Genomic DNA, 19,164 nt, shown 5'->3' with positions numbered 1-19,164 from the left:
GAGCTATGACTTTTTGAGGATTCCTCATCAGGATTGTATATCCCTGAGGTGGTGAAGATAATGACCCGTAGGGGATTCGAACCCCTGTTACCTCCGTGAAAGGGAGGTGTCTTAACCCCTTGACCAACGGGCCTTGTAAACAAGTTGTCTTTCTTGGCGACAAGAATGAGTATATCATAGGCCAACTTAAATGTGCAACACTTTTTTTCAAACTTTTTTTATGCACTCCTTTTCACCCTTTTCCATGAGGTCAAGAGCATGTTCACGCCTGGAATGTCTTTCACAAATTTATCACCGTAATCATCGCAATTTGTAAAATTAGTATCAAAAAACTTAAATACACTTACATTCACTTATAATATTGCAAATATCATTATTAGTACTTATAATTAACCTATCAGTAATATACACGGTCAGCTACGTATAAGGAGGCGGCACGTTTGTTTCAGGAAGAACGAATGCAGCTGATTATTGAACATTTGCGTAAACACAATCGCATCTCGGCTGATGATATTGTATCCCTCTTTGACGTTTCCCGGGACACAGCACGAAGGGATCTGATCAAACTCGAAGAACAGGATGCCATTATCCGAACGCGCGGCGGTGCAATTCTCCCCGTTCCACCAGATGAGCGCCGATCTTATAAAGATCGTTTGCTCCACATTTCCGACGAAAAAAGAGCTATTGGCAAGCTAGCGGCTGCTATCGTCCGCCAAGGTGAACACATTATTCTGGATTCTTCCACTACCGTGCAAACTTGTGCCGAAAATCTAAATGGCAAGTCCTGTACTGTCATCACCAATTCCATTTATTCAGCTGATCTTCTCTCCAATCATACTGCTGTCGAGATTCGTTTGCTGGGCGGCACAGTCGATAAGGAGCAACGTTATGTCTATGGTACTTCAGTGATTGAAACTCTTTCCCATTATTATGTAGACAAAGCCTTTATCGGCATTGGCGGAATTACGATGGACGGCTTCAGTGCCTCTGAAGAAGAAGGAAAGATCAAGCACAAAATGATGCAGGCTGCAAAACAGGTTATTGTACTCGCTGACCATTCCAAATTTGATAAGCGATATGGTTATCGTTTTGCGGACTGGTCACTCGTTGACATGTTAATTACAGACCAATGGCCTTCCCAAGATTGGCGAACTTTTCTAGCCGAACAACAAGTCGAGATTCTCATTCCTGAACCTACAATTGAAAAGGAGTTGTAACATATGAAATTATTTGCTACCGATTTAGATGGAACCTTGTTGAACAGAGACAGTCAGATCAGCCCGGAAAACGCAGCTGCAATTCATAAGGCTCAACAAGAAGGATTAAAGATTACGATTGCTACAGGACGGGTCTATTCCGACGTATTAACGATAAGCAGTGAAGGCGGAATTAACACGCCAGTTATCGGCTCCAACGGAGCTACCATCCATGATGCCAACGGTGAACGCCTATTCCATCTTCCACTCGAGCGTGAAACGGCCGCGTCCGTCATGCAGTGGCTGGAGGATCATCATTGCTACTACGAAGCCTCCACACAACAGGGTATTTACGCACCTATAAGCAGCCATGAGGCGATGCTCGCTGAGATGGATCGCATTCTGGGTTCCAGTCCTGGGGAAGATATTGAACGCCTTATTCGAGCTGTTAAGAAGCACTATGCCAAGAAAGACTATCACCGCGTAGACTCCCATAAGGAAATCCCTTCCGAAGCTTACATTTACAATATTATGGCCTTTTCATTGGATCCGGCTCAATTGCAGCAGGGACGCGAATACTTTGCTTCTCGCTCCGATGTAGCCATGGTGGTATCCGCTGAACACAACTTCGAAATGCAGCATCCTGATGTATCCAAAGGTAACGCCTTAAGCAAACTGGCAGCTCATCTGAACATCTCCATGGAAGATACAGCAGCCATTGGTGATAACTTCAACGATGTATCCATGCTGAAAATGGCAGGACTCGGTATTGCCATGGGCAATGCTGAACCAGAGATTAAGGCGATTGCCAAGGCTATCTCTTTGACCAATGTGGAGCATGGTGTCGCACATGCCATTCAGTCTATTCTTGAAGGCAAGCCGGTCTCCCAGCCAGAGACTGTCATTGAAAGCGGTCAGTAATCTATTTTCTTGATGGTTCGGCCTAGATACCTAGCAATAACCAAGACTTACCTCATATCAACCGAGCGAACGTAAGGCACATCCTGCAATAAAATAATTAATTGCTCGGCCCGATATGATCCAGGCAGTTGCAGAGTGAATTCAAGTACAGTCTCCTCCCCGGAGTCTGTGCTTATTTGCTGTTCTGTTTTGAATCCAACCACCGAAATTTTCTCCTGTCCCAGCAGAGCCAAAACGTTTTTGAGGGTGTCTCCTTCCTTTAGCAGACGAATGGTCAGCGTCTCTGTTCTCGCGGACACCAACCAGCGTGTCGGCCGATGCAGAAGCATCTGTGCCACTACAATAAGCAGCGTTACCCCCGCCCCTGTCCAATACAATCCTGAACCCACAGCCAGTCCCATCCCTGCGGTCGCCCAAATTCCCGCCGCTGTCGTCAATCCCCGAACCGTGTGGCGCTGTGTGAAGATCATCCCGGCCCCAATGAAGCCAACCCCACTGACCACCTGTGCGGCAATCCTGGATGGGTCAAGCGAGAGATTCGCCCAGCCTGCCTGATCCTGAAAGCCATACTTGGAAACAATCATCATCAATGCTGCACCCACCGCAACAACAAAGTGTGTACGTATCCCCGCTTCCTTCATTCGGTTCTTGCGCTCATATCCGATCAACACGCCGCATATGCCAGCTATGAGTACACGCATTAAGTATTCCATTTCCATGTTCATCACCTCTGTTATGTATATGCTTACATGTATCTTTCTTTACTATTTACCCAATCCCTGCCTAATAAAATAACCTAATTCTTTGATTACTCGCATGACACCTTAATGAAGCCTCAATATAGATAGAAAGAAGCGGCACCCCAACCGGCACCACTTCATATATTCTGGATTACTTATTCGTTTCTATGCTATACAGACCATTTACATCACTTCTCTGCCCGAAAACTCTCCCCATGCCTTTCTCCAAGTCCATAATAATGTCGGAAATTATAAATTAAAGGATTCCACTTCTCCGGGTTAATCTTGTTCAAACCTGATATCAGGCGGGTATGTACATGTACCTTCAACGCCTTTACTTCCACAATTGCCATGAAAGGTGTATGTTCGGGGATACGAATGTGTTGCACCGCTGCTTCAATCTGGAGCGGACACTCTGCTATTTTATCCGGCTCAACTTGAATTGAACCTTGGGGTGTCAGTCCAGAGAGGGCAAATTTATCATCGCAAAACTCAAATCCCATCATCCTTTTCTCCTCTGGAACGGGATATATTCCGGTATAACGCCCGAGTCCCTCAACCTGCTCCCACAAGGATGCATCCGGCAGATTAATCACACATTCGGGATGGCGGCTCAGATTCTCAAAGGCTTTGCCCTGAATACCAACTCCAAGTACCAGGCAGTCACCAAGTGCCCAGGATGATGAAAGCGGCGACAGGTTTGTCGTTCCATCTTCATTTAACGTACTCAGCAGCAATACAGGTGTGCCATAGTACAAAATACTTGGATTTATCACCTCGTGCTGTATCAGCTCTCTGTTCAAGTCCCGATGCTTCACCGGTTCAAACTCTTTTTGCGTTCTATCATTGGTATACAATGCTTCTTCCTCCATTCTTCAACCCGTCCCTTCCATCTCTTGGGTTCTAATTCATGCATGATTAATTGTAATACACCAATAGTTAAGGTATCATCGAAGTATGAATACATATCCGAATATTTCTGTAATTGCATCGTTAATTGCTGATCCCAGTCGTGCTATTTTTTTGGAAGCTTTGTTGGATGGTCGTGCACTTCCTGCCGGCGAACTTGCATACATGGCGGGTGTTACCCCTCAAACTGCAAGCAGTCATCTCGCCAAGCTGGTCGAAGGCGGGCTGCTCGTCGTTGAACAGCAAGGACGACATCGATACTATCGTCTCGCAGGAAAAGAGGTTGCTTTTCTGATTGAGACGATGGGTAGTATCGCCGCACCAGTACAAGTGAGATCTCTCAAACAGTCTAACCAGCTTCAACATCTAAGCTTTGCTCGAACCTGTTATGGGCATCTGGCCGGAAAATTAGGGATAGCGTTGTGTGAAGCGTTATTGCGGGAAGGTTATCTCGAAGAACCTGAGGATGAGCAGGCCAAGGATTACCACATTACAGAGAAAGGGATTGAATGGTTCACTTCTTTTGGCATTTTGCTTGAAGGAAAAGCAGGATCACGCCGCGCTGTGGCTCGCAAATGTCTGGACTGGAGTGAGCGTCGTCATCATATTTCCGGTGTACTGGGAGACGAACTGGGACGCCGCTTGTCTGAGCTGGACTGGACCCGCCAGAAGGCAAGCAGCCGTTCGGTGGAAGTCACGGAAGCTGGCAAGAAGGGTTTGTACGAGGTATTGGGTATTTCATTATAGCGTGGCAACCAGGCATTCTTTCTTGTACATTGTCAAAATGACGATACATCAAAAATCCCCCTCCTCAGTATCCGTTAAGGTTACTGAGGAGGGGGATTATGTTTGGTTTATTCAGAACGGAGAGAGAGGCATACTCTCACTTCATTCGAGACTGCGATGTATTGCTTACGAAGCGTATACTTCGACGAACCTCTAGGGTTCTCATCCCTTGTACAGAGAAGTAAATCAGAANNNAGGTTACTGAGGAGGGGGATTATGTTTGGTTTATTCAGAACGGAGAGAGAGGCATACTCTCACTTCATTCGAGACTGCGATGTATTGCTTACGAAGCGTATACTTCGACGAACCTCTAGGGTTCTCATCCCTTGTACAGAGAAGTAAATCAGAACGGAGAGAGAGGGATTCGAACCCTCGCACCGCTTACGCAGTCTAACCCCTTAGCAGAGGGTCCCCTTATAGCCACTTGGGTATCTCTCCAAATAGACAATCATGAACAATGCTTACAAGGATTGCTCCNACGGAGAGAGAGGGATTCGAACCCTCGCACCGCTTACGCAGTCTAACCCCTTAGCAGAGGGTCCCCTTATAGCCACTTGGGTATCTCTCCAAGAATGGCTCCCCGAACAGGGCTCGAACCTGTGACAACTCGATTAACAGTCGAGTGCTCTACCAACTGAGCTATCAGGGAATAATAATCTTGAATAACCTAAATTTATCATGATTAATATTCCAAGTCAACATGCCTCCGGTGACTTTCTTTATAAGCTTCAGATACTCCCATAAATGCTCGCCAGGGAGCGTATTGCATATAGTCTTGAGGGTCTTGTGCTAAGAAGTGTTGTTTCCAATAAACGTTAACCTCAGATGGTATGAATCCCCAACTTACCCGCACATCGACCACAGCGATACCTCTTCGGATCAACTTTGCGTTTACGCAAATATTCCGTGCCGCAGCTCTTGCACACCAGCTTATAGCGATACGGTAATGGTTTTCTGCCCTTTCCATCCGGAAGGGACTGACAGAACCGCGAACCGCCCACCTTCTGCAATAAGGCCTTGAATTCAGGATCACGGTGTTGGTAGCCGCGTCCACGAATGTGCAGATGGTAGTGACACAGTTCATGCTTGATGATTTTCTCAACCTCTTCCCGCCCATAGGCTTCGAGCTGATGAGGATTAATCTCTATCCGGTGACTCTTGAGCATATAGCGTCCACCTGTAGTGGTCAAGCGACGATTAAACAGCGCCTCATGAGTGAACGGAACCCCGAAATGATCCAGTGACACCTGCTCAATCCATTGCTGCAATTCCTCATTTTCCATCGGCTTGTCCTCCTTTCACATTCCTTGGGCCATTTGTTTTTCCGCCATAATACTTGAATTTTAACCGTTTCGTAGGCTACACTGTCAAGTAGAATGTATGAGGGGAGATTATTACTCGTTATGCCTACAATGCGCTACGTCATCCTGCAGCAGGAACAGCAATTGCAGTTTGTGGAAATGCCTGCCGATTACGCTTATCAACTCAGTGCGCTCAACCTGCGCCTGCACAAAGAAATTGACAAACTTACCGCAGCAGATGTACCTGTTCTACCTTGGGCAATCGCCGAATGTGACAATCTTGATCTTCTGGACGAGCAACTCTCCATCATCGGAGGCCTTGATTATATCAATGCGCTTGAACAAAGCTTTGCAGAACTAAGAGAGAGCGAATATCCTTTGATTTCCCTGCTCACTGAGATCCGTGCCCTTCAGGCTCAATTAGAGCAATGGTATGAAGAAGAGATGGAATCACTCTGATTTACTTATGGACTTATTATTAATGCAGGATGGAACCAAAAGCGCATCTCCTAAAAGCGGGGGTTGCGTTTTTTCATTTTTTCACCCCTACAATCATGGGCTCTGTCCTTTAACCCATATCCTTATACATATTGAATTTTCCGAGTTCATCACGGGTTAATTCGCACAGTCCAGGCTATTGCCACATATGCTAACGTACAGATGAATTATGCAAGAGGAGGAGATACCCTTGCCTCAATGGCTTTGCAATCAACTGATGCGTGCATTTCACAAAAAGGACAGCAGACAGATCAAGCTGCTGAACGAATGCTGGTTCTTTTACCGAAACAAACCGACAAGTGGCAGCCCGCGCAGCGCGGACAGCGAACTCTAAGAATCCGACGCCACTCTCTCCGTCCACTTCAAGCTCTCACTTCTTTCATAAAATCCCTTCGAAGAATACAGTACGGGCAACAGTACTATTATAACTGACAACAAACAGCCTTCCCATTACAGGGAAGGCTGTTCTCCGATCATTGTGCCTGGATTAGGAAGACTGCTTAGAAGAAGCAGGTTTCTTCATCGTGAGGCCGACACGGCCTTTTTTGGTATCCACGTTCATCACCCAAACCGTTACATTATCTCCGACAGATACAACATCCATCGGATGTTTGACATAACCGTTACTCAGCTGTGAGATGTGGACAAGTCCGTCACTCTTGATGCCGATATCAACAAAGGCACCAAAGTCGATTACGTTACGAACCGTACCTTGCAGCTCCATGCCTTCCACCAAATCCTCAATTTTGAGCACATCTGTGCGGAAGATCGGTAGCGGCATTTCCTCACGCGGGTCACGGCCCGGACGCTGCAAGCTGTCCAGAATATCACGCAGTGTAGGCACACCCACATCCAGTTTCACAGCCAGCTGTTCCGGTTGTTGCTCAGACAGGAGAACAGACAGTTCCTTGCTGCCAAGCTTGTCCAGCGCAACCTGAAGTTCCTTAAAGAGCTGGTCTACGACCTTATACGATTCAGGGTGAATCGGTGTGCGATCCAGCGGGTTCTCGCCTTCACCAATCCGCATAAAGCCTACGCATTGCTCATAGGTTTTAGCACCCAGACGCGGCACTTTTTGCAACTGGCGACGATTCGTGAACCGGCCGTTCTCTTCACGGTACTTCACAATATTTTTGGCAATGGTGGCATTCACACCTGCAACATAGGACAGCAGTGAAGGCGAAGCCGTATTCACATCCACGCCCACATGGTTAACTGCGGATTCCACAACAGCCTTCAAGCTTTCTTCTAATATTTTTTGAGATACGTCATGTTGGTATTGGCCTACACCAATGGCTTTTGGATCAATCTTAACCAGCTCAGCCAGCGGGTCTTGCACCCGGCGGGCAATCGAAGCAGCACTCCGTTCAGCAACGTCAAGATCCGGAAATTCTTCCTGGGCCAGCTTGGATGCAGAATATACACTCGCTCCAGCTTCATTGACGATCAGATACACGAGACTTTCGTCCCCGTTCTCCTGAATAATCTCGGCAACAAACTGTTCTGTTTCACGGGATCCGGTACCATTACCGATGACAATCAACCCGATATCATATTGCTTGATCATCCGATGGAAAACCTCGGCAGCTTCACGCTTCTTGTTGTGCGGTGGCGTTGGGTACGTAACAGCCACTTCCAGCAGCTTGCCCGTATCATCAACGACAGCCAGTTTACAACCCGTACGGTAGGCAGGATCGACACCAAGCACACGTTTGCCATGAATCGGCGGCTGAAGCAGCAGATTACGAAGATTAGCCGAGAATACGGATATTGCTTGGTTTTCACCTTTTTCCGTCAGCTCTGCACGAACCTCACGCTCAATCGAAGGGGCAATCAAACGTTTATAAGCATCTTCAATCATATCACGCAAAACGTCCTGTACCGCAGACGCACCCTTAATGATTTGTCCTTCCATGTGGCGGTGAGCTGGTTCAGGCTGCACGTCCAGACCTACCTTCAAAATGTTTTCACGTTCACCGCGGTTAATTGCGAGAATACGGTGAGGAGGCATTTTTTTGGCTAATTCACGATAATCATAGTAGTTCTCATATACAGACTCCTGCTCAGCATCCTTCGCTTCCGAAGTCAGCATGCCATGATCGAGCGTATAACGACGAATCCATGCACGAATAGCAGCATCATCTGCAATATTCTCAGCCAGAATATCTTTGGCTCCCTGAAGTGCGACCTCTGCATCTTCTACCCCAAGTTCAGCATTGATATAACGCGCAGCTTCCTCCAGGACATTGCCTTGCTTCGGTTGACCCCAGATCCAGACAGCGAGTGGTTCAAGACCTTTTTCCTTCGCTACACTGGCACGGGTTTTCCGCTTCTGACGAAACGGACGGTACAAGTCCTCTACTTCCTGCAGCTTAACTGCCTGAGTGATAGACTGTTTCAGTTCTCCGGTCAGCTTGCCTTGTTCCTCTATAATACGGATGACTTCCACTTTGCGGTCTTCCAGATTGCGCAAGTAAACGATGCGCTCTTCAATGAGCCGCAGCTGGTTCTCATCCAGCTCTCCAGTCATTTCTTTACGGTAGCGGGCGATAAATGGAATCGTATTGCCTTCGTCCAGAAGCTCCGACGTGGTGCGGACCTGCTTCAAGGACAGTGACAGTTCCTTGGCTACCTGTTTGATGATTCGTTCATGGCGTTCTGCCTTTATTGTTTCTTCATTGGGTTCCAGAACCGTTTCCTGTTCAGACAAATAAATCCCTCTTTCCTTCCTGAATCGTTCAGTTGAAGCTTGTTCAGGGCAGCTTTGCTGCTGTAATCACAGTATCGAACCTGCATTCAAGCAGATTCCTCTCCCCTATATTATCACAAAATCCCGTTCAGATTTCCAGCATTCGTCCAGGTTACAAGTTCTTACAATTGAGATTACGTATCAAACCTTCGTCTCAGCCATTAGAAAAAACCGAAAAACGTCTCCCCGACGTCTTCCGGTCTCTCCTGACAAACACTGCCATCACGCCAGTTTATTATACCCGTTCGAAGCGGAACATTTCACTCAGATAGTCTCCCGATGCACGGCCTACGGAGATCCCACCATACATCAGTGCATCCCCGGTAAACGTCTCGGAACCACCTTTCAGGCGGTAATCCGCATCAGGGTCGAGGCCCTTCAGCTTCAGACGTTGGAGCGGTGCATTCGGTTCAGACAGCACACGGAAGTAGAATACAACGGCTTCGCTGCCATCTGGTGCAATAAACATCCAGGCCGTTTCATTTCCCTCAAACGGACTTAGCAAGCGACGGAACGTTCCGTATTGAATGGTTCCCCGAATTTCTTTGTACAGCTCAACCTGCGCCTTTACAATGGCATTCTCTTCCTCTGAGAAACGAGTCAAATCCAGCTCGTATCCAAAGTTACCAGACATCGCGACATGTCCACGAATCTCTAGAGAAGTAATTCGGTTGACCTGATGATTAGGTACAGCTGAGATATGTGACCCCATTGAACTTACCGGATATACCAGGCTTGTACCATACTGAATACGCAAACGGGATATCGCGTCCGTGTTATCGCTGGTCCACGTTTGCGGCATGTAGTACAGCATACCTGGATCAAAACGGCCGCCACCACCTGAACAGCTCTCGAACAGGATATTCGGGAACGACGAAGTAATCCGTTCCATGACTTCGTACAATCCAAGCATATAACGATGTGCTGTCTCGCGCTGTCTGTCTGCTGGCAGCAATGCAGAACCTATTTCCGTCATATTCCGGTTCATGTCCCATTTCACATAAGTGATCGGCGCGGATCCAAGCACATCGCTTAGCATGCGTACAATCTCATCACGCACATCCTGACGGGAGAAATCGAGTACCAATTGTTGGCGCCCTTCCGTCCGGCGGCGATCCGGCACATGCAGACACCAGTCCGGATGAGCACGGTACAATTCGCTGTCTGGCGAAATCATCTCAGGCTCAAACCATAATCCGAACTGCATGTCCAGACTGGTTACCCGGTTGGCCAAATCATCCAGGCCTTGTGGCAGTTTATTCTTGTCCACAATCCAGTCACCGAGTGAGGAGTTATCGCTGTCCCGATGTCCGAACCATCCATCATCCAGTACGAACAGTTCAATACCAAGCTTCTTCCCTGCTTGGGCGATCTGCTCAATCTTATCTGCGTTGAAGCCGAAATAGGTCGCTTCCCAGTTGTTAACCAGAACCGGGCGCTCTGCATTGCGGAATTGTCCGCGTGCCAGTCGCTCCCGGTACAATTCATGATACGACTGGGACATACCATCGAGACCTGCGTCCGAATAGACCATAACCGTCTCAGGTGTCTGGAATGACTCCTGCGAATCCAGCTTCCAACTGAACTCAAACGGATTGATTCCCAATGTTACACGAGTGGTATGGAACTGGTCCACTTCTGCTTGTGCAGTGAAGCTGCCGCTATATACAAGACTGAACCCGTAGACTTCACCCTGATCTTCGTCTGTACCTGGTGTCATCAGTGCAATGAACGGGTTCTGCTGGTGACTGCTTGAGCCGCGGCGGCTCTCGATGCCTTGCAAGCCAGAAGCAAGCGGTCTGCGAACGATGTCCCGTTCACGCGTCCATGCTCCTGACAGTTGCAGCAATTCGTAATCAGCATGCGGGAAATCAACGGAGGAGCTGAGCGCACGGGCAATATTCACCGAGGTAGCGCTCTCATTAATGATGCGCATGGAACGCGTAATCGCATTAAATGCCGTAAAGGCAGTGTAGCTAAGTTCAATCTTGATCCCTGCAACACGATCTTCCAGTTCAATGATGAGTGTCTCAGCTTCATCGTCAGATTCAACATAAGTCGCAGGTAGTCCGGTAAGCGCTGCCTTTCCTTTAATCAATCGATGGCCTGTATACGTGAACTCCGAAACGGTTGAACCATTCTCAAGCTCCAATTGGATTGCCGGATTACGGAAATCACTTGTACCATACACCGGCAGTTCTACTGCCAACGTGTCGAAAGAGATCGTCCGATCTTCCGGCACCGGATTCGGGCTGAACGAAGCACGCTCTGTACGCACATGAAGCCAGCTCAGATCGGTATCACGCAGTTTTTTGCCATAATATAAATGTACCAAATATCCCGAAGGCAGGACCTGAAATACATAGCTTGCCTTTTGAGTCTGTAGATGAAATTGAAGCTTCTCCTGATCAATATAAATGCTCATATGTCTCCTCCACCTCTATATATGTCGATTACGTAAACGGTTTCTCAGGTATCATTATAACGAAAAGCTTCAAAATGTTCTACGCTTTCATGAAGCTTTAATCAAAAGAGCGTACCCCGGCCGTTAGGCTGTTGTACGCTCTTCTGATTGCTGTCTGAAATTGTGTGTTCCTGTAAGGAACATCCATTGTCTACGGATGGCACGGCAGAACAAAGAAACAACTGCCTGCTGCCTTAAAAATCGATTAAACCTAGGCTGATCTGTAAGGCTTCGTTGACCAGTTTCATGGTCTCCTCGTCCAGATGGGTAATCTTGTCGGTCAGCCTCTGCTTATCAATCGTCCGTATTTGTTCGAGCAAAATAACCGAGTCCCGGTCAAAGCCGTGTGCCGCCGCATCAATCTCCACATGCGTCGGCAGCTTTGCCTTTTGGATCTGGGCGGTGATCGCCGCCACAATACAAGTAGGACTAAACCGGTTGCCGATGTCATTCTGGATGACCAGAACCGGCCTGACTCCACCTTGCTCGGAACCGACAACGGGAGAAAGATCCGCAAAAAAAACGTCACCGCGTTTTACGATCAATGTCTACACCCCGCTAACTAAGCGGTCCAGAGTGCTGTCCGCATCTTCCTCCGCGTGAAAGGCCTCGGATGCCATGGTGAGGTTAATCTTCGCCATCTCCATGTACCCTCGCTGCATCGATTCACGGATGTAACGTTTCTTACGCTCCGTCAAATACAGCTTCATGGCCTGCCTAATCAATTCGCTGCGGTTGGAATTCTCCAGCGCTACGATGCCATCCACTTCTTGCAAAAGATAATCAGGCAAACTGATCATGATCCGCTTGGTGTTCTGCAAGTTGGCCACCTTTCTTCCACCCCCACAAACCTTTCGCCATTGTGAACCAGTATTACGTTTTTCCAGAACTTTTATACAAAGGAATATATATGCCCCGAGTATATCAAGTATGCTGTACTCCATTATAAACACGGGGAACAATATTCGTACAGACCAAACATCTCTTTTCAGGATTTTTCATCCCAGTCATCATTCATAATTCGAGATGCTCCGACAGTTTTCCTTCTGTTCTGAAAAAAAGTTTATTGGAAATAGCGTCCAGTCGAGCTATCAGGATGTCAAAAGAGGGTTGATTCTGGCGACTACTGCTCCATTACGGGTATAAACCCGCGGGATTCGGTGCGCCATCATGCAGACCACTTCGTAGGGAATCGTACCGAGCTGAGATGCCACCTCGTCTGCAGTTATGACTGCACCCGATTGGTGACCGATGAGAACAACCTCTTCGCCGGCTTGAATTTCTTCTGCTTCTGCTGCAAAAGATTGTAGCGACACCATACACTGATCCATGCAGATCGTACCGACGACGGGAACGCGGCGGCCGCGCACAAGTACTTGTGCTTTACCTGACAGCATTCTTGAAAATCCGTCTGCATAGCCGATAGGCAGGGTCGCTATTCGTTCGTTCCCTTGTGTTACATAACGGGTTCCGTAGCTGACACCCCAGTGAGGTGGCAGCGTTTTAACCAGAACCGCCTTCGTCTTCAGTGTCAATACCGGGGACAGCTTCACTACCTGATGATTCACCTCTCCCGAAGGATACAATCCGTACAGACTAATGCCCACACGTACCATATTGTAGGACAACTCCGGCGTATCAATGGTAGCGGCGCTGTTCGCCGTATGTATAATCGGGATGACACATCCCTGATCCCGCAGCGCATCAACCACGCCTTGGAACCGTCGATACTGCTCCAGTGTATAGGTCTTGTCTTTTTCATCCGCCTTGGCAAAATGGGTAAACATGCCTTCAAGCATAACCTGCTTCAGATGGGCTACTTCCTGAATGAATGCAAGCGCCTCATCGCCAGGCAACAGCCCAAGTCTGCCCATGCCGCTGTCGATTTTGATGTGAACCTTGAGCTTACGAGAGGATGTGCCCGTCTCCAGATGTCGAATGGCTTCGAGTACTTCCTTACTGAACAGCGTAATGGTTACATCATGTTTCCAGGCTTCAGCGATGCCTTCTGGCGGCGTGTAGCCCAATACCAGAATCGGAAGGGTAATCCCGTGTTGTCGCAATTCAAGCGCTTCGTCAAGAAAAGCTACACTTAAGTAATCCACGCCAACTCGTTCCAGTTCTCTGGCCATCTCCACTGCTCCATGTCCATAGGCGTTTGCCTTCACACAAGCGAGCAGTTTCTTGCCTTGCGGCAATGTTTCACGGAAAGCGTCCACGTTGTTGCACAAATGATCCAAATTGATTTCCGCTTGGGTCGGCCGATATTGTTCTTGCACGTTAAGTCACCTTCTCTAATCATCTTAATCCGGCTCACGTCAGACTCCATCGTAATGCTCAAGCATGTGACTGTCAAATGAACGGAAGATCTGCAGTCCAAAACACATACAGGAGCACTATCTGAAGTCGGGAGCAAAATCGGAATAAGACCCATAAGCCAGACCATGAATGAGATATTCATCTCTCCATAACGTAACTTATCTGCTTATATCGTATTATTTACCCGGTTCCTCCCGCGTAGAAGCGTGTTTTGCATTATTGAGTGCACCGGACCTAATCCTTGCTTATCTTACGCAGGGTCATGGGCTGTTGATACACACAGGCTCAACCGAAATCAAATCCTGTGAATCACGGCTATAAAACAGGAAAGATGACCTCTATATGCAGCAAAGCACCGGAGAATATCTCCGATGCTTCTTAGCATTCCTTATGTTAGGACGACTATACTTTGCAAATCATTTCCCTGACTCTTCCTGCATTGAGGTTGCAATCTGCATCATCTCATTAACAGGCAAGTCAGCACTGGTAATTCGGTATTCCACCCCGTCAGTCATCCAAGTAAGAGTCTGCAACGCATCTCCGCTCAGCATACCAAGTGTGAATCCAAGGTCAACTACACTGGACGGTGCAAGCGATACAGCTCTGTCCTGAGGCCGCGCCTCAAAGATCGTGTAATTATATGTTCCTTCGTAGCGAAGCATAACCGAATAGTCTCCTGATCCTTCCACGATCTGATCGTCTTTCAGCTTAACCCCTTCCGGAGCATATGTCGGCTGAATAACTCCGAAGCTATCCGAACCTTCCGGCTCGGCCGATGTAGGTTCTTCGGTTCCTTGCCCGCTGGCCGGATCTTCTGAACCTTGCTGCTCGGCGTTATCACTCACACCCGTCTGTCCGTCACTAACGGTTCCGCTCGGATTCGATGCAGAACCTTCCTCTGTTGCAGCTTGAGGATTGGTAGTCTCTTTACCATCCCCAGCAGGAGCCGCGCCTGAGTCAGTACCAGCCTTGCCACCATTTTCTGAAGCAGCAGTCATATTGCGCTGCATGTCAAACGCGTCTTTCTCAAATTCAGTACCAAATTTGAAGCTATCAAACTTCACATCGACCACCACATTGGCATTCGAGTCGGATACTTCTACCTGTTTTGGAGCGTAATCACTTTTGTTTAACCATATTTTCTGTCTGACCAATGCATGTGTATTGTAGTTGGCAGCTACATCGAATACATAGCTTTCCTTCTCATCGGCAAACTGGCGGGTCGAATCACCTGTTATGCTGCGGATCAGCGTCTCGTAGAGGTAAACCTGGCCTTGGTTATCCGGCCAGTTACTCTGGAAACGGAAGCTTTTGTTCTGACTCGGTGTCAGGACAAATACGCCCTCATCATTGCGCAGTACAATTTGTGTTACATCCTTTTTGGCATTCGTTAATGCGATACGATAATACGAAGGCTTTTGATGCCATACCTCGACCTTATACTGCTGCGGCGTATCTCCGGTATGCAGCGTCATAACGCCTGCCCCCTGATAACTTTCCATTTCTCCTACGACTTCGTTCAGATCTTTGACCACGGCTGCCGCATCCTTCTTCCCGCAGGCGGCAAGTAAGGTCGATAAGACCAATACCATGGCAAGCATCCATGATATTCGGCGCATGACATCATCCCCTTTAGCACATGTTTTCACTTCAGGATTGTGCGTACAGCAGAACCCCTACTTGATTAGTACATGTTATGAGGGACTTGTTCGATATATGCGGACTAGTTTGACAAGCATTGCATCATCCAATGCTGTAATACCCTATCTGGTAACAAAATCAGTCTCGGGTAGGATGTAAAATCCAACCAGATTCTTCATAGTAAATACAGATAACAACCCAACCCATGTAATTACATAACACTAATATGTAGCTAATTTGATGTACAACTCTATTTTAAATTGGAGGAAAATAATGAACACAACCTACCTTCACTCATTGCTGAATGGATTGGATGATTTTGTGGAAGAGCAGCTTAAACGTTGGAAAGGAGTAGGTGTGGCTGTAGCGGTTATCCACAAGGATGAAGTCATTTTGCAAAAAGGATACGGTTATCGCGATTTGGAGTCCAAGCTTGAAGTTACACCCCATACCCTATTCGCGATCGGTTCAAGTACCAAGGCCTTCACAGCATCAACCGCCGCCCTTCTCGTCGATCAGGACATTCTGAAGTGGGACACGCCTGTCAGAACGTATTTGAAAGACTTCAAAATGTTCGATCCGGTAGCTACAGAACGACTCACCATCCGAGATATGCTCTGTCATCGCTCCGGACTTCCAAGGCACGAGATGGTCTGGTACAACTCATCAAGGAGCAGAGAAGAACTTGTAAACGCGCTTCAGTATCTGGAGCCTAATGAAGACTTTCGGAACAAATGGCAATATCAGAATTTGATGTATATGGCTGCTGGTTATCTGGTAGGTCAACTCAAAGGAACTTCATGGGAGAATGTTGTCCAGGAGTCCCTGTTTAACCCACTTGGTATGAATTCAAGTGTCTTCTCTGTCGATGAGATGCAGAATCAATCTGACTTCGCCTTCCCTTATATGGATCAAAACGGTGAGAATACGCGGATACCTTTTCGGAAAATAGATGCCGTAGGGCCTGCTGGCTCCATTAACAGCAATCTGGTCGATATGATCGCCTGGGTGCAATTTCAATTGAATCAAGGGCAACAGAGTGGGAAACAGCTGATTTCCAAAGAACAGTTGGCTATTACACACAGCCCGCAAATGGCTAGTGATTCACCATTCCACTGCAAAGAGTTGCCTGTTAGCACGTATGGTCTGGGCTGGATGATTGATTCTTATCGCGGACACGCCATGATTCATCACGGTGGGGCAATTGATGGATTCGCTTCTCAGGTCGCCTTTTTACCGGAGGAACAGATCGGTGTTGTAGTCCTTTGCAATACCCATGGGAGTATTCTTCCCTACACGATTTCTTTTAACGTTATTGATCGTTTGCTTGAATTGGAACCTGTAGATTGGAGCGAGAGATTAGCCAAATTAATGACTGGAGAATCAACCGATTCCGAAGCAGCAACAAACACCATAGAAACACCAACTACTCCAGAAACCACTGTTGAGGAAAAACCAGTGGATACTCAGGTTTATCCCCATGATCGTCCTATCCATGCGTATGCGGGAAGTTATACCCATCCAGGTTACGGCGAAATCGTTATTCAACAGTCGAATGATGGGTTACAGGCCACATTGAATGCTATTGAAATGCCTATGGAATACACTGGAAAAGATACGTTTTCCGTAGAGCTTGTCCTGTTTGGCTTGAAAATCATTTTTACGTTTAAGACGGATGAAGAGGACACCATAAGCTCTCTCTCCATTCCGCTGCTGCTGGAACCTGGCACGAGTCCAATTGAATTTATAAAGACTCCTTCAGTATAAAAGTATCCTCCACCGGCCTATCCCATTGTAGTAACTACACTTTTTACCACAGTGGGATATACGCCGGATAACTCGCAGTATCTTCTTCTGTATTTGGACTTCTCTTCACCCACAATCGACGCAGATCAGGCATACCGTATGCTACGACACGATAATCCTGAAGCGAAACGTGGTGTGCATGTTCTTCCCTAAAGCTGTATGTAGGCAGGAGCAGCGCCTCTTGAATGAGTCGCTCCTCCAAACTCATAAGCGTACGAAATCGCTCAGCACTATCCTGAATCATAACGACGTGTCTGCATTCACGTTCCAGCTCGCTTTTTCGCTCGTCATCCAGTGCCATGAGGAACAGCGTATTATGGAACGTATACATCGTTAGTAGACTCAGCGTCACATGCTCATCGAACACTTCACCCGTATAAATCACATCATAAGAGGCGAATTCATCATGGTATACGGCATCTACCGGATTACCTGGCGTAACACTCACTTTCAGTCCAATAAGCGCACAACGCTGTGCGAACCAGGCCATGTCCGTCTCCATTTTCTCGCCTTCCTCTACCCACACATTCACGATCTGGCCTGCGTAACAGCTGCGTTGTAACAACTCTGAAGCTCTTACGAGAGAAGAGTCAGCTGAGAGGGCTGTTGTTTTCGATCCAATCCGTTCAAGCATCTGCTTTTCCTTGGACTTGTCCCGAACCAAGCTATATGCAGCCTGTACACCTGTGTGTGCCAATGCCCCCATCATCTCCTGTGGATCCATTAGTTGCTGAACAGCCTGACGAAAGTATAAATCCTGCTGTGGGCCTTCTTTTCGCATATTAAAAGTCATAAACACACCGCCCTGAACCTCATGTTGAATCAAGCGAGCCTGTCCGTCTGGAAACAAGTCATGTTTGATCGCCGACTCCACTCGACCCGTCTGGGGAAGCTGCCATATTTCAACCCGATCAATAAACGCCCGCCCCCTGAAATAGGAAGGAAACACCTCCAGCACAAGCAGCTTGGGATGATTACGTGTCAATCGGTAAGGCCCGGTACCAATCGGATACATCGGGTCAAACTCCACATCACGGGGCAAGATGGATGCATTCATACTGCTCATCAGATCCGGAAACATAAAGTTGGGAAACCGCAATACAAAACGCACCGTTAGCTCGTCGAACGTTTCTATGTGATGAATGGAACCAAACAGTGACTTGCAAGGGTTCACCTGATCGGAAATAATTCGTTCAAATGTATATCTTACGTCCTCTGCATCAAGCATCCTGCCATGGTGAAAGAGTATGCCTTTGTGCAAATAAAAGGTCCACTCTGTTCCCTCAGGGTTGCTCTCCCATGCAACGGCAAGACCCGGTTCACAGACTTGGCGTTCAGCGTTGTACTGCACCAAGCGATCAAATACCTGCGCAACAATTCCAACTTCTCCCCACATGTAAGCCCGGGTCGGGTCCAATGTCTCAAAAGCCGTCTCCTGAGGAATTCGCAGTGTATCAACTCTTCCCTGAGTGCCGTGATCGGAACGTAGACCGAACTGGCCTTGCAACCCTTGCATCAATATTTCTCGCATCGAGAACGGCATTGCCGAAGCCAGCGCATAGGCCTCTTCCAACCTGTTGCTTTGCAACAGGCGGTCGAATCGTTCCTGAACAGCCTGTAACAGAGGATGGCAAAAAACGAGCACTGATGTCTTCCCTCTGCCGCGCTGTGGGCTCCATCTGATCCAGCCATGATCCATAAATTTGTTCATAATCAGATTCATATTGCGCATCGTACAACATAAATGATTCGCCAGTTCACCAATCGTTGTATGTATTTCTTCCTCTTCGTCTACATTCGAAAAGGCCATGCGAAGCTGAATATAATGATCCAT

General features: G+C 47.6%; 16 protein-coding genes and 4 tRNA genes. 6 read left to right on the top strand and 14 right to left on the bottom strand.

Features of this window, described 5'->3' with window-relative positions:
- Positions 1 to 61 precede the first annotated feature (61 nt).
- A tRNA-Glu gene (locus CS562_RS12230) sits at positions 62 to 133 on the bottom strand.
- A gap of 307 nt (positions 134 to 440) precedes the next feature.
- Between CS562_RS12230 and CS562_RS12225 the strand changes: the two genes are divergently transcribed.
- Together CS562_RS12225 and CS562_RS12220 are read left to right on the top strand one after the other, a co-directional pair.
- Complete coding sequence (locus CS562_RS12225; RefSeq protein WP_099855913.1) at positions 441 to 1,217, top strand: DeoR/GlpR family DNA-binding transcription regulator; 777 nt, start codon at positions 441 to 443, stop codon at positions 1,215 to 1,217.
- Between the two features lie 3 nt (positions 1,218 to 1,220).
- Positions 1,221 to 2,117 carry a Cof-type HAD-IIB family hydrolase gene (locus CS562_RS12220; protein ID WP_099855911.1) on the top strand — a complete coding sequence of 299 codons (897 nt, stop codon included), beginning with the start codon at positions 1,221 to 1,223 and terminating at the stop codon, positions 2,115 to 2,117.
- A 47-nt stretch (positions 2,118 to 2,164) separates the two neighbouring features.
- Here the strand turns inward: CS562_RS12220 and CS562_RS12215 are convergent, their stop codons facing one another.
- Positions 2,165 to 2,836: an MgtC/SapB family protein gene (locus CS562_RS12215; RefSeq protein ID WP_099855909.1), complete on the bottom strand. Its 672-nt coding sequence runs from the start codon at positions 2,834 to 2,836 to the stop codon at positions 2,165 to 2,167.
- Between the two features lie 209 nt (positions 2,837 to 3,045).
- Entirely contained in the window at positions 3,046 to 3,648 is a 603-nt protein-coding gene (locus tag CS562_RS12210) for a flavin reductase family protein (RefSeq protein WP_373561723.1), read from the bottom strand.
- A gap of 166 nt (positions 3,649 to 3,814) precedes the next feature.
- On the opposite strand from CS562_RS12210, the gene CS562_RS12205 reads away from it, so the two are divergent.
- Entirely contained in the window at positions 3,815 to 4,513 is a 699-nt protein-coding gene (locus CS562_RS12205; RefSeq protein ID WP_099855907.1) for an ArsR/SmtB family transcription factor, read from the top strand.
- Between the two features lie 388 nt (positions 4,514 to 4,901).
- On the opposite strand, the gene CS562_RS12200 is transcribed toward CS562_RS12205, so the two are convergent.
- From CS562_RS12200 to CS562_RS12185, 4 genes are all read right to left on the bottom strand, one after another.
- Positions 4,902 to 4,990: transfer RNA gene (locus CS562_RS12200), tRNA-Ser, on the bottom strand.
- Between the two features lie 41 nt (positions 4,991 to 5,031).
- Positions 5,032 to 5,120, bottom strand: a tRNA-Ser gene (locus tag CS562_RS12195).
- A gap of 5 nt (positions 5,121 to 5,125) precedes the next feature.
- Positions 5,126 to 5,201 (bottom strand) — tRNA-Asn (locus tag CS562_RS12190).
- A gap of 172 nt (positions 5,202 to 5,373) precedes the next feature.
- Positions 5,374 to 5,835, bottom strand: coding sequence for a SprT family protein (locus tag CS562_RS12185; protein WP_063564440.1), 462 nt, complete (start codon positions 5,833 to 5,835; stop codon positions 5,374 to 5,376).
- 120 nt (positions 5,836 to 5,955) lie between these two features.
- Between CS562_RS12185 and CS562_RS12180 the strand changes: the two genes are divergently transcribed.
- Entirely contained in the window at positions 5,956 to 6,312 is a 357-nt protein-coding gene (locus CS562_RS12180) for a hydrolase/acyltransferase (protein WP_099855906.1), read from the top strand.
- Positions 6,313 to 6,541: 229 nt separating this feature from the next.
- Positions 6,542 to 6,685 (top strand): cortex morphogenetic protein CmpA, encoded by a 144-nt coding sequence (cmpA, locus tag CS562_RS12175; RefSeq protein ID WP_099855904.1) that lies wholly within the window; start codon positions 6,542 to 6,544, stop codon positions 6,683 to 6,685.
- A gap of 153 nt (positions 6,686 to 6,838) precedes the next feature.
- Here the strand turns inward: cmpA and CS562_RS12170 are convergent, their stop codons facing one another.
- The 6 genes from CS562_RS12170 to CS562_RS12145 all read right to left on the bottom strand — a co-directional run bounded on the left by CS562_RS12170 (position 6,839) and on the right by CS562_RS12145 (position 15,502).
- Entirely contained in the window at positions 6,839 to 9,061 is a 2,223-nt protein-coding gene (locus CS562_RS12170; RefSeq protein WP_099855902.1) for a Tex family protein, read from the bottom strand.
- A gap of 274 nt (positions 9,062 to 9,335) precedes the next feature.
- The gene (locus CS562_RS12165; RefSeq protein ID WP_099855900.1) at positions 9,336 to 11,525 is read right to left on the bottom strand and encodes an alpha-galactosidase; all 2,190 of its coding nucleotides are present in this window, start codon (positions 11,523 to 11,525) and stop codon (positions 9,336 to 9,338) included.
- A gap of 233 nt (positions 11,526 to 11,758) precedes the next feature.
- Positions 11,759 to 12,109, bottom strand: a complete 351-nt coding sequence (locus CS562_RS12160) for a type II toxin-antitoxin system PemK/MazF family toxin (protein WP_024630714.1) — start codon at positions 12,107 to 12,109, stop codon at positions 11,759 to 11,761.
- A 3-nt stretch (positions 12,110 to 12,112) separates the two neighbouring features.
- The gene (locus CS562_RS12155) at positions 12,113 to 12,394 is read right to left on the bottom strand and encodes a CopG family ribbon-helix-helix protein (RefSeq protein WP_024630715.1); all 282 of its coding nucleotides are present in this window, start codon (positions 12,392 to 12,394) and stop codon (positions 12,113 to 12,115) included.
- A gap of 261 nt (positions 12,395 to 12,655) precedes the next feature.
- On the bottom strand, positions 12,656 to 13,843 hold the full coding sequence (gene alr, locus CS562_RS12150; protein WP_076291559.1) for an alanine racemase: 1,188 nt from the start codon (positions 13,841 to 13,843) through the stop codon (positions 12,656 to 12,658).
- Between the two features lie 456 nt (positions 13,844 to 14,299).
- Entirely contained in the window at positions 14,300 to 15,502 is a 1,203-nt protein-coding gene (locus CS562_RS12145) for an outer membrane lipoprotein-sorting protein (protein ID WP_099855898.1), read from the bottom strand.
- 295 nt (positions 15,503 to 15,797) lie between these two features.
- Between CS562_RS12145 and CS562_RS12140 the strand changes: the two genes are divergently transcribed.
- Complete coding sequence (locus tag CS562_RS12140; protein WP_099855896.1) at positions 15,798 to 17,291, top strand: serine hydrolase; 1,494 nt, start codon at positions 15,798 to 15,800, stop codon at positions 17,289 to 17,291.
- A gap of 43 nt (positions 17,292 to 17,334) precedes the next feature.
- Here CS562_RS12140 and CS562_RS12135 read toward each other — a convergent pair whose 3' ends face one another.
- A complete protein-coding gene (locus tag CS562_RS12135) occupies positions 17,335 to 19,164 on the bottom strand; it encodes an ABC transporter substrate-binding protein (protein WP_099855894.1) in 1,830 nt (609 codons plus the stop codon).

This window comes from Paenibacillus sp. LK1, assembly GCF_002750415.1.
GTDB lineage: Bacteria > Bacillota > Bacilli > Paenibacillales > Paenibacillaceae > Paenibacillus > Paenibacillus taichungensis.
The sequence above is the reverse complement of the archived record's forward strand: the minus strand, read 5'-3'. Positions and strand labels throughout refer to the sequence as shown.